The organism is Actinomadura sp. NPDC023710, from assembly GCF_040639875.1.
Classification (GTDB): Bacteria; Actinomycetota; Actinomycetes; order Streptosporangiales; family Streptosporangiaceae; genus Spirillospora; species Spirillospora citrea.
Genome location: NZ_JBFAGB010000048.1, coordinates 20820 through 32300, shown reverse-complemented (window position 1 = coordinate 32300; position 11481 = coordinate 20820). Strand labels below are relative to the sequence as shown.

Annotated in this window: 10 protein-coding genes and 1 pseudogene; 7 read left to right on the top strand and 4 right to left on the bottom strand. The window is 69.9% G+C overall.

Annotated features, from left to right (window positions below):
* Position 1: 1 nt before the first annotated feature.
* Both AB0H37_RS38210 and AB0H37_RS38205 read right to left on the bottom strand, forming a co-directional pair.
* On the bottom strand, positions 2-364 hold the full coding sequence (locus tag AB0H37_RS38210; protein WP_360617507.1) for a hypothetical protein: 363 nt from the start codon (positions 362-364) through the stop codon (positions 2-4).
* A 96-nt stretch (positions 365-460) separates the two neighbouring features.
* Complete coding sequence (locus AB0H37_RS38205) at positions 461-1657, bottom strand: helix-turn-helix transcriptional regulator (protein WP_360617506.1); 1197 nt, start codon at positions 1655-1657, stop codon at positions 461-463.
* Between the two features lie 152 nt (positions 1658-1809).
* Between AB0H37_RS38205 and AB0H37_RS38200 the strand changes: the two genes are divergently transcribed.
* Positions 1810-2487, top strand: a complete 678-nt coding sequence (locus AB0H37_RS38200; protein WP_360617505.1) for an HAD hydrolase-like protein — start codon at positions 1810-1812, stop codon at positions 2485-2487.
* A gap of 56 nt (positions 2488-2543) precedes the next feature.
* Here AB0H37_RS38200 and AB0H37_RS38195 read toward each other — a convergent pair whose 3' ends face one another.
* Both AB0H37_RS38195 and AB0H37_RS38190 read right to left on the bottom strand, forming a co-directional pair.
* Positions 2544-3584: a hypothetical protein gene (locus AB0H37_RS38195; protein ID WP_360617566.1), complete on the bottom strand. Its 1041-nt coding sequence runs from the start codon at positions 3582-3584 to the stop codon at positions 2544-2546.
* Positions 3585-3695: 111 nt separating this feature from the next.
* Positions 3696-3902: pseudogene (locus tag AB0H37_RS38190) on the bottom strand (helix-turn-helix transcriptional regulator); the annotation flags it as partial.
* Between the two features lie 350 nt (positions 3903-4252).
* Between AB0H37_RS38190 and fxlM the strand changes: the two are divergent.
* The 6 genes from fxlM (at position 4253) to AB0H37_RS38160 (ending at position 11275) form a co-directional block, all read left to right on the top strand.
* On the top strand, positions 4253-5518 hold the full coding sequence (gene fxlM, locus AB0H37_RS38185) for a methyltransferase, FxLD system (RefSeq protein WP_360617504.1): 1266 nt from the start codon (positions 4253-4255) through the stop codon (positions 5516-5518).
* Positions 5519-5534: 16 nt separating this feature from the next.
* Positions 5535-5687: an FxLD family lanthipeptide gene (locus AB0H37_RS38180; protein ID WP_360617503.1), complete on the top strand. Its 153-nt coding sequence runs from the start codon at positions 5535-5537 to the stop codon at positions 5685-5687.
* Between the two features lie 127 nt (positions 5688-5814).
* Positions 5815-8781 (top strand): lantibiotic dehydratase, encoded by a 2967-nt coding sequence (locus AB0H37_RS38175; RefSeq protein WP_360617501.1) that lies wholly within the window; start codon positions 5815-5817, stop codon positions 8779-8781.
* Complete coding sequence (locus AB0H37_RS38170; RefSeq protein ID WP_360617500.1) at positions 8778-9854, top strand: lanthionine synthetase C family protein; 1077 nt, start codon at positions 8778-8780, stop codon at positions 9852-9854. The genes AB0H37_RS38175 and AB0H37_RS38170 overlap by 4 nt, the downstream gene beginning before the upstream one ends.
* A gap of 14 nt (positions 9855-9868) precedes the next feature.
* A complete protein-coding gene (locus tag AB0H37_RS38165) occupies positions 9869-10645 on the top strand; it encodes a thiopeptide-type bacteriocin biosynthesis protein (RefSeq protein WP_360617499.1) in 777 nt (258 codons plus the stop codon).
* A gap of 327 nt (positions 10646-10972) precedes the next feature.
* Positions 10973-11275 carry an NUDIX domain-containing protein gene (locus tag AB0H37_RS38160; protein ID WP_360617498.1) on the top strand — a complete coding sequence of 101 codons (303 nt, stop codon included), beginning with the start codon at positions 10973-10975 and terminating at the stop codon, positions 11273-11275.
* Positions 11276-11481: the final 206 nt, after the last annotated feature.

Sequence of the window (11481 nt, the reverse complement as noted above, 5' to 3'; positions counted from 1 at the left end):
TTCATCGGACCGCCATCAGCGCCTGGCGAAGCAAGGCAACCGGAGTGAGTCCGTTCGGCTGAGCGATGAGCCAGTACGGGCCGGGGGGCGCTTCCTTGTGCTCCGGCGGGAGCACCACGTGAGCGCTGTGCCCCAAGGCTGTGGTCTCTGGGACGTCCCAGGTGGCGGCGCTGCCCGGCGGTACGAAGAAGTACAGCACTGGCTCGGACGGAGCCGGGTCGACGGCTACGGCGCCTGGCTTCGCGATCAGCTCGAGCGCGCGCACGGCCAGGTGCCGAGCGACTTTCACGGCGTCCCATCGGACCCCGGCGGGGGCGAGCCACATGCCAGCCGCGATCGTCATCTCAGCCGTATCGCTGGTCATCTGTCGTCCGTCCTTCGTTGCGATGTGCAGCGAAGGTAGGGCTCGGCCGACGGTGCTACCCGAACTGAGAGTTCGGGTGAACTTACGAGCCCGGGGTCAGACGAGTTGGAGCCGTTCGGCGAGTTCGTCGACTTGGCGGCGGAAGGTCGGCCGTACTCGTTTCTGGAGGTCCAAAATCATGTCGCGAGCTAGGGGGCTGCGTGCTAGATCCTCAGGAGCGATCTCCTCCAGATCGAACAGATGTACGAGGACTGCCGCATCCTCCCTGCGCAGGTCGTGGCATCTGGCCAGTTCCAGGCCGAAGGTGAACTGCCGCTCGCGGCTAGGCAGTTGGCTTGGGTCGATCTTGTCGGCGAGGCGCAGCCCTTCGGATGCTTCACCCGCCAGCATCTCGATGCTCATGGCGTGCATGCGGACGTTTGTGGGCCCGAAGACGGTCCACTGAACGTTGCCTCCCTCGCCGACCTTGCCGGCGAGTGGAGCCGCCTGCTGCTCAAGCCGCTGACGCGCCTCCCACCAGCGCCGACGACGGGCGTCGGAGACAACGGCGACCAGTTCGAGGGCGCCCTCGACAGCCTTGGCCTCGGCCGTCGCAGGGGTCTTGCGCAGCTCATCGACGGCGTGCAGGGCGACGTCCTTGGCTTCCTCGACTGCCTCAGGCTCACTGTGGGAGAGCAGCACATGGCCAAGGTTCCACTGGGCCGCCGCGATCCGGACGGGGTCATCGGCGTCTTCAGCAGCGCGGATGGCCCGGTCGGCGACCATGAGGGAGAGGTCGAGGCGCCCAGCGCGGCGGCAGTACGACCGCAACAGGCCGTACAGATCTGACGCCACCCGCAAAACTTCGCGCCGTGCCCCGGCGTCACTCCCCCCGCGGTGCACGCGTACCGCATGTTCCACGTCGCCGATCAGACCGGGGAGGACGCTGGCTGCTTCCGTGAAGCGATCTTTCGACGACTGCCACGTCCTCCATGCCTCTTCCACCTGTTCCCGCAGTTGCGCAGGCTTCATGGCGGCGGAGCTGCGTGGAGGGCCGTAGCCCATCAAAGCGTGGGCGATTGCAGGTGCCGTAGTGACAGGGACGGCCGCTTCCTCGACAGGGTCTTGGGTGAGTAGGGCGGCCATCGGTACTCCGAGCTCAGCAGCGAGGCGAGCGAGAACTTCGGCAGACGGTACCTTCTGTCCGGCCTCGATCTGCTGAAGGTAGCGTTCGGTGATACCGCATAGACCGGCGATGGCCGCCTGTGTCCGATTACCGTTCTTCCGCCGGTAGTACCTGACCTTCTGTCCCACGGGCAGCCTCGGTGAAATCACCGTTCCGCCCCCTTCCCGGCTCGCGTCTCGTACCGTCAGCGTAGGACGGAGTGCGCCACCGCGTACGCGATCCGAACACGTTTTCGTGACACGCTATGGCCCAGTGACAGGTGGGCGATTGAGGAGGCGCCATGGCGCGGCTGGTCCTGTGGGACATCGATCACACATTGATCGACACACGCGGTGTGGGGCGCGAGTTGTCGGCCGCAGCGTTCCAGCGGACAACCGGATTGGCCATGCGCGAGCAAGCCAAGATCGACGGCATTACGGAGCCCGTCATCTTCCGGGAGACCGCCAAGCTCCATGGCCTGACCACGGACCGCGGCGACTTCGACCGGTTCGCTGCTGCCCTGTCGGAAGAGCATCTGAAGCGGACTGCCGATTTGCGCGAGCGGGGACACGCGCTACCCGGTGCGGCTGCTGTCCTCGACGCGCTCGACGCGGATGGCGTGCAGCAGACCGTGGTGACGGGCAATGTCCGCCCAGTCGCCGAGATCAAACTCCAGGTCTTCGGGCTCGACCGACACATCCTGTGGGACCTTGGCGCTTACGGTGAGGACAACGACATGCGTGCCGAACTCGTCCGGCTCTCCCTCCAACGCGCCGATGTACGGCCCTCAGAGGCCGTTCTCGTCGGCGACACACCAGCCGACGTCAAGGGCGCCAACGCGAACGACGTACGGGTGATCGCAGTGGCGTCAGGGCGCAGCAACGAGGCCGCGTTGCGAGATTGCGGTGCGGAGGTGGTCCTGTCAGACCTGTGTGACACCGAGCTGCTTGTAAAGCTCGTTCGCGGTAACGGTCTGTGAGGACGCGAGAGAGGTAGTCAGCTTATCCAACTTCCGTGAAGCTCGCGCCCTGGATGTCAGCGGGCAGCGTTGAGCCATTGGGCGGCCAGCTCGTCGGTGTGCGCAACGGCTGCGCCGCCGCGATTGCGGTGGGGTGACAGCATTGCGCGGAACTGGATAACGGCGGTGCGAGCGCGCGCGGATGTAATGCCGTGGAGGAGTTCGAGCGCCTCTTTCAAGGCCTCATAGGCGGGTTCGACCGCACCTCGTTTGGCGTGGTAGCTGCCGAGGTCGCACAGGTTGAGGGCGCGGACGCGGGGGTAGAGGTCGGGGCTCCATCGGCGGACGGCGGCGGCGAGGTGTCGTTGGGCGCTTGGGTCGCCGAGGTCGGCCAGGACCTTGGCGGTGTGGGTGGCCAGCAGGGGTTGTGGGGCGCCCATGGCCGAAGCCCACCAGGGCCGTTCTGCGCCGCTTGAGTGGGTGTTGATGCAGTGTTCTGCTTTGTTGAGTGCTGTGCGGGCGGCGCGGGCGTTGCCGGTGGCGGCGTGGGCGCGGGCCTCGGCGAGGTGCAGTTGTCCGAGAGTGGCGGTGTCGGCTCGGCTGCGAGCTGCGGCTCGGGCACATTCGGCGATGTGGACGGCGTGGCGGCTGTGGCCGAGGTCGACCGCCTGGTGTGCCATGAGCCGCAGTACGAAGGCGCCGTGCGCGGGGTCGGCCTCGCGGGCGAGTTGCCAGGCGTGCAGGTAGTACCGCTGCGCGAGGCCGTCGCGGCCTTGGTCGTGTGCTTTCCATCCGCACAGGCGGGCCACTTCGGCGACGGCCCCGTACATCTGCGCGCGTATGCGGGAGCTCGCCGGCCGGGCCTGCAGGTAGGTGGTGGCGTCGGTGGCCAGGTATTCGGCGATGGCGGTTCGTCCTGAGCCGCCGCCGAGGCGTTCGTCGGCGCGTGTGAACGCGTTGATGACCTCGCGGACTGTGGTGACCTCCGCGTGGCCGACGGTGCCGGAACGGCCGGCGTCCATGGGTCGGCGGGCTGGTGGGGTCGCGCCTGCGTGGGCGGGGAGGGCGATGGCGAGGGGCAGGGAGAAGGTGGAGGTGATGAATCCTCTGCGGTCCACGTCGATCCTCCCCAGGTGTGCCAGGTCCGTCACCGGGTCGCCCGTGGGGTCCGGAACGTGTTCCGGCGAGCCTAGTCCCAGGAAGTGCGGTGGAATCCCGCCGAGCGCTGCCGCGAAGTGCCGGCGGGCGTCCAGGCTTAACTCCGATAAGCCTCGCTCGTATCGGGACACCTGGGAGGGCGAGTAGCAGCACCTGGCGGCCAGATCCGCGAGCGTCCATCTCCGGGCGGTGCGGACCGCGCGGATGACGGCTCCGGCGTCGCCGCGCGCGGCGGCGGCGCGCACTGCGGGGGAGTCCCATACCGCAAGAGTGCCCATGGCCCTTTCGCCCTCACGTGCCGGGGTGCCAGCCTCCCACCGTAACAAAAGGCCGCCAGGAAGCTCCACCGTCTTTGCATGAAATGCAAACGGTTTGCACGAAATGCAAGAATCCTGACTCCGGCGCGGCGGGTGGGCTTTTGTGGGCGGTGAACTCCCGAATCGCTGAGAGTCGTTGACATCACCGGCGTCGACCGCGCAGATCCATCAGACTGAACCGGCCGTCCGGCTCAGCCCATCTCGGCCGGGCCGAATACGACGAATCAGACATCTCTAGGAGGCTTTCCCGCGATGACATCGCACAATGACCGGCTCGCTGGCCGGCTCTCATCCGCCGCAGGAGGCGCGTGTTGAGCGTCGACACCGCGAGCCGCGCCGACCGGGCCGAGGAACTCCGCAACGCCCTGGTCGACACCATCGCCGCCGACCACGAGGCCAAGGGCCTGAAGATGCCCGCCGAGGTGGAGCGGGCGATGCGGACGGTTCCCCGCGAGGTGTTCACCCCGGGCGTGTCGCTGGAGGAGGCGTACGCGAACACCGCGGTCGTCACCAACCGGCGCGGCGCGGAGGCCACCAGCTCGGTGTCGGCGCCGTACCTGATCGCCGAGATGCTCGGTCAGGCGGCCGACGCGCTCGGCGGCCTGGAGGGCCGTGATGTCCTGGAGATCGGCAGCGGCGGCTACAACGCCTCGCTGCTGGCTGAGCTCGTCGGCCCGGCGGGGTCGGTCACGACCGTCGACATCGACCCCCAGGTGACCGACCGGGCCAGCTCCTGCCTAGAGAAGGCGGGCTACCACGACGTCACCGTCGTGTGCGCGGACGCCGAGCACCTGATCGAGCCGGGCCGCCGCTTCTCTCTGATCATCATCACCGTAGGGGCGTGGGACATCCCGCCCGCCTGGCGCGAGCAGCTCACCGAGGACGGCGTGATCGTTGTCCCGCTCCGCACGCTCGGGATGACCCGATCGTGGGCGCTGCGGCTCTGCGGAGAGCGGCTGGTCAGCCACAGCCACCGCCAGTGCGGGTTCGTCTCGATGCAGGGCGACGGGGCCCACCAGATGCGCTATGTCGACATCGCCGACGGTGTCCACCTGCGGCTCGACGAAGGCCACCAGACCGCCCCCGACGTCCTGGCCGGCGCGGTCGCCGACATCCTCACCCGGCCCCGCCAGGAAGCCTGGGCCGGGGTGAGCCTGCCGCCCCGCACCATGCTGGCCGACCTGGACCTGTGGCTGGCCGCCCACCTCACCCGCGAAGCGGACGAGTTCGTGATCCTGACGGCCCAAGAGGCGGCCGTCGAGTCCGGCATCGTCGCTCCCTCATGGCGGTTCGGAGCCCCCGCCACCCTCGATGAGGGCACGTTCTCCTACCGGTCGGCGCTCCGCTGGACCGGCAGGTTGTTTGATCTCGGCGCATACGCCCACGGGCCCGAGGCCGCCGCGGCGGCCGGGCGAATGGTCGAGCACATGCGCGCGTGGCTGGACGCCGGCAGTCCGTCTCCGGTCCTGCAGATCCTGCCCGCGCGCACTCCCACCGGCGACCTGCCGGACGGGACCGTCCTGGACAAGCGGCACAGCCGCATCGTCCTCACCTTCACCACCGTCAGCTCTGGATGAGAAGGGAACCCTCCTGATGAGCACCGACGACTACGAACTGGACGTCCGCCTGGTCGACTCCGGGGACACCGCGACCGGCCACGCCACCAGCACCGACGACAACTGCGGCTCGGGCAACACCGGCTCGAACGCCTGCACCACCAGCGCCGACATCGGCGGCGTGCGCTAACACCCTGCCCCACCCTTGCCGGGCCCGGCCCATGCGCACCAGGCCGGGCCCGGCACCCCCCGCGACACGGCGGCCCCTCTTCCTCTTTAAACCTTTCTCTCCCAACCGTCTGGGCGGTGAGCGTCCCATGTTCCACGCGGCGGCGGGTGCGGCGTTGATCAGAGCCGCCGCCTACCCCGACGACCTGGTCCTGCCCGCCTGGCCCGACCTGACCGCCGATCGGCCGGGGGAGTGGCTGCAGTGGCTGCGGCAGGCGTGGACGCTGCCGGAGTTCGCGGCCACCCTCACCCCCGCCGCCCCCGACCTGGCCGCCCAGATCACCCGCGCCCTGGACGGAGAACCGTTCCAGGCGCGCCGGTTGCGGCGCCTGGTGGAGGCCACGATCCGGTATCTGCTGAGGTGGACGACCCGCGCGACACCGTTCGGCCGTTTCGCCGGCGTCGCACCGGTCGAACTCGGCCCGCAGGCGGCGGTCCACTGGAGCGGGCGGCACCGTGCCGCGGCACGCCCCGACGACCGTGTCATCGCCGAGCATGCCGCGCGGGCAGAACGGGATCTACCGGTCCTGCGCACGGTGTCGGTGATGACCAACACCCTCGGATACGCCCGGGGCGGGCGGTGGGTGCTGCCGTTCGCCCGCGCCGAGCACGACCGCATCTGGGACGTCGAGATCGCCCTGACCGATCCGGTGCGGGTAGCGGTCGAGACGGCCGCCTCCGCGATCGCGTTCGGGGACCTGGCCGCCAAAGTGGCCGACGCCCTCTCTGGCCGTACGGCCGAGCAGGAGGGCGTCGAACAGGAGGGCGACGTCGAGCGAGCCGAGCGGCTACTGGCCGCGCTGGTGAATGCCGGAGTGCTGCTGTCGGCGATCCGGCCGCCGATGACCGTGACCGACCCAGCCACGCACCTTACCCGCCACCTGACCTGCCGCCTGGACCACCCCTGCGATCATCACCCGGACGACGACCCGGACCGGCGCATCGGCCTGCCCGCGCCCGGCGGGCAGGCCGCGGTCGACCTTCGGGTCGGGTGCTCGGTGACGCTGCCCCCCGCGGTGGTCGCCGCAGCCGAGGACGCGGCCGGGGCACTCACCGCCGTGGCGCCGCACCTGCCCGGCTGGGCCGCCTACCATCACGCGTTCATCGAACGGTGGGGCCCAGGCACCGCCGTGCCCGTCCGCGACGTAGTGAACGTCCTGGGATTCCCCGCCGGGTACCGGGGCTCCCCCCACCATGACCCGGCGGGCTTCACCGCCCGCGACGCGTTACTGGCCGACCTCGCCCAGCGGTCGGCCCTGGACGGCTGCGCCGACATCGTGCTCGACGACGATCTGATCGCCGCGTTGGGCGGCGACGATGACCGGCCACCGATCCCGCACACCGAACTGCGGTTCGCCCTCTCCGCGCCGACACCACGCGACCTGGACCGGGGCGCGTTCACGTTGACCGTTTTCAGCGGCGCCCGCCACGCCGGCGTCGCGGCCGCACGTTTCCTACACCTGCTCACCCCCGGCGAACTGGAGCGTTTCCGCGACGTCTATGCGGGCCTTCCGACCGCGATACCCGGCGCTGACATCGTGCAGTTGTCCGCGCCTCCGCTGCAGACCCGCCTGGCCACGCTGGCCCGCACGCCCGAACTGCTGCCCGTGCTGCCGGTCGGGGACTTCCACCCCGATCCTCAGTGGAGAGTCGCGGACCTGGCGGTGGCCGGCGACGGCGAGCGGCTCTGGCTGGTATCGGCCACCACCGGGCGGCCGGTCGAGCCGCTGCTGCTCAACTGCGTGCTGCTGCCGACCGCCCAGCAGCCGCTCGTGCGGTTCCTGACCGAGATCTGGACAGCGTGGGCGGCCCCGTGTTCCCGGTTCGATTGGGGCCACGCCACAGGGCTGCCGTTCCTGCCCAGGGTCCGGCGGGGCCGCGCCGTCCTGCACGCGGCCCGCTGGACCATCCACGCGGATACGCTGCCCGGCCGCGCCGCGTCGTGGCCGCAGTGGCGAGACGCCTGGCAGCGACACCATGAACAGCATCGGGTGCCGCGAGAGGTCCTGATCAGCCAGAATCGCGGGTTCGACGATGTGCGGCTGCGTCTGGATCTGAACGAGCCCGCCCACCTGGCGGTGCTGCGCAGCCATCTCGACCGGTACGGCGCCGCCGCGCTCACCGAAGCCGACGGGCCGTCCGGCTGGATCGAGGGCAGACCGGCCGAAGTCCTGCTCACCCTCACCGCGACACCCCAACAGCCGCAGGCCCCAGCCCGACCTGCCCGTCCCGCCGCCTTCCTGCAGCACCGGCCCGGACGGTCGCGATGGATCGATGCCCGCCTGTTCGGCCGCTCCCAGGACCTCCTTACCGACATCCTCGCCCGCCTTCCCGAACTCCCCTCGGGCTGGTGGTTCCTGCGCTACCCCGACCCCCACCACCACCTGCGGCTACGGATCCCGCTGCGCGATCCCGCCCAGTTCGCCGACACCGCCCACGACCTCGCGGGGTGGGCGGAAAAGCTGCACGACGACGGACTGGTGGCCGACTACACCCTGGCGACCTACCGGCCTGAGACCCGCCACGGAACCGGCCCGACCCTGACCGCAGCCGAAGAGGTCTTCGCCGCCGACTCCCGCGCCGTCCTTGCGCGCCTGTCGGGCGACCGGGAGGCCGCCGCAGCCGCCGGGATGGTCGCCATCGCTGACGGGTTCACCGGCGGCGACGGCCTGCGGTGGCTAGTCGACCACGTGCCGCACCGCAGCGGACCACGACTGGATCCCGCACAGCTCGCCCGCGCCCGAGCCCACGCCGCCGTCCGCTACTCGGACAGCGCCTCGGGCGCCGCCCCAGCGTGGGCGGGGGACCTGGTCGAAGCGCTGGCCACGTACCGGGCCCTGGCCGACCAGGACGGGTTGGACGCCGATCAGGTGCTGGCGGACCTGCTGCACCTGCACCACGCCCGCATGATCGGTGTCGGCACCGCATCCGAAAGGCACTGCCTACGGCTGGCCCGCACGATCGCCCACACTCGCCTCCACGCCCGCACCAGCTCATGCCGCAAAAGCCGACACCGAGCCGCCTCCGCCGAGAGCCCCTCGAGCAGGACACCATGACCAGGGAGCAGAACCTTGCCGAAGGATCCGCCGGCATCGCCCTGCTCCACCTGGAGACCGGCGACTTCCAAGCCGCGCACACGGCCCTTCGAGCAGCAGTCTCCGAAGGAGTCAGCGTCGCCAACGGCGCCAGCCTCTACTACGGAGCTCCAGCCCTAGCGTTCGTCCTCGCCGCATCCGACCACCCAGGGCTCAACCGCGCCAAGGCCGTCACCGCCGCAGGGACCGCGACCGTGACGCGTCGACACCTGGAGGCCGCACACCGGCGGATCGACCAACGCCGACGCCCGGCCTACGCCGAGTTCGATCTCATCCGCGGGCTGACCGGCCTCGGCGTCGCCCTGCGCCGCATCGGCGCCATCGACCTGCTCCGCGACGTTCTGACCTACCTGGTCCGGCTCACCGAACCCCTCGACGACCGCCCCGGCTGGTGGTGCCCGACCAGCCCGCATTGGAACCAGCCCGGCACCGCCGGAGGTCACAGCAACCACGGAATGGCCCACGGAATTTCCGGGCCCCTCGCCCTACTGGCCCTGACGATGGGCGACGGCGTCCGCACCGACGGGCAGCCGGCGGCGATCGCCCGCATCTGCCAGTGGCTCGATCACTGGGAGCGCCGGACCGACGATGGTCACGCATGGTGGCCGCAGATCATCACACTGAACGAGCTACACCACATTGTTGAAGGGCAGCCCGAACCGTGGCGGCCGTCCTGGTGCTACGGGACCCCGGGCATCGCCCGCGCCCAGCAACTCGCCGCTCGCGCCCTCGGCGACCCCGCCCGCCAGAAGAAGGCCGAGACGGCGTTCGCGGCATGCGCGAGCGACCCTGCGCAGTTGGCCCGCCTCACCTGCCGCAGCCTCTGCCACGGAACCGGCGGCCTCCTGGCCGCGGGACGCCGAATCGCCGCCGACGCCCTCACCCCCATCCCCGTGCCGCAACTGCTGCACCTGCACCACAAAGCCCCCGCCGCGAACGACGAGCCGCCCGGCCTCCTTGACGGAACGGCTGGCGCAAGCCTGACCGCCACCGGGAGCGCCACCTCCTGGGACGCCTGCCTCCTGCTGTGCTGACGAAAGGCCAGAGCATGGACGAGACCTCCTCGGCGACCCCTTGGGCGCAGGTGAACATCGACTTCCCCGGCCGAGACCCCCGAGCGCGCGAACGGCGGGCCATCGCCCACCTCGCCCCGCTCCTGCCCGCCGCCGAGGCCGACGGCCTCATCACCTCATGGTTCTTCATCCGCAAAGGCCGCTGGCGCGTCCGCTACCTGCCCACCGAGCCTAGCGACCGCGACCGCTGCGCCCTCCACTCCCAACTCACCCAAGACGTCGCCTGGACCGGCGACATCTACGAGCCCGAAGTCCACGCCTTCGGCGGCCACGCCAGCATGGACACCGCACACGAACTGTTCCACGCCGACAGCCATCACCTGTTCACCTACCTCAACGGCGCCGCCGCCGACCGCAGAGAACGATCACTGGTCCTGTGCACGGCACTCATGCGCGCCGCCGGCCTGGAGTTCGAAGAGCAAGGCGACGTGTGGGCCCGAATCGCCGAACAGCGCGTCGTTCTCCGCCGTGAACCGCCCGACCCCGCAACCTGGACGGCCTTCACAGAAGACGTGCACCGGCTCCTGCTCGGCACGGCCCGGCCGGACGACATCGGAGAAGCCTGGCTCACTGCGTTCGAACAAGCAGGCGAACAGTTGAGGGCTCTACGCGAAAGCGGCCGCCTCACACGAGGGGTCCGCGCCGTGACCGCCCTCCACGTGATCTTCCACTGGAACCGGATCGGTATCACCGGCTCTTCACAGGCCGCACTCGCGTGCGCCGCGAGGGAAGCGATCTTTGCTTCAACCTGATCGAGACGGCGGCGCCCTGTCCAACTACCTCGGCGTGCGGTGACTGCCCGCGAGCGGTCCATACTTTCGCGGTCTACCGGCGTCGTGGCGTGCCGGGCGCCGGCGCGCTGGAGCAGCGGATCCGGCACGCTCCGGTTTGAAAGGATCGCCTTCGTGACCGAATCCGTTCTGCCCTGGCCTTGGACTCCCACACCCTGCTCGTCGCCGCCGTCATCGTGCACGACCAGACCCGCGGACGGGTGCTGCTGCTCCAACGCGGCCCCTACGCCAAGTTCGCTCCCCGGCTTTGGGACCTTCCCGTCGGCAAGGCCGGCAAGGGCCGAAGCCGTGACCGCCACCGCAGCCCGGGAGTTGAAAGAGGAGACCGGCCTGGTCGTCGATCCTTCCGGGCTGAAGGTGGCGGGCATCATCCATGGCGGGTGGGGAGTGGAGGCGCCCAACGGGTTCCTCACAGTCGTGTTCGTCGCCCACCGCTGGGACGGCGACCCAGTGAACGCCGAACCGAACAAGCACGCCCAGGTGGCCTGGCATCCAGTCGACACGGTGCCGGTGGAGTTCGTCTCGACCACCCGGACGGCGCTGGTGAACTACCTGACCGGCGGTCCGATGGTGACGACAGAAGGATTCTGAGAGGCTCGCTGGCAGTGCCCGCAAACGCCGCCGTCGCGCGCAGGATCGTCGAAGGGGGCACCGAGCCGCTCAGGGATTCAGTACTGATTCCTGAAGTGCATGGATCCAACGGGGAGATCCGTGGCGACCGGTTTTCGTGCCTGCTCCGTCAGCCCTGACCGCAGTGAGGGGGAACCGCGTGACCATGGCCGGCGGCCACGCCCAAC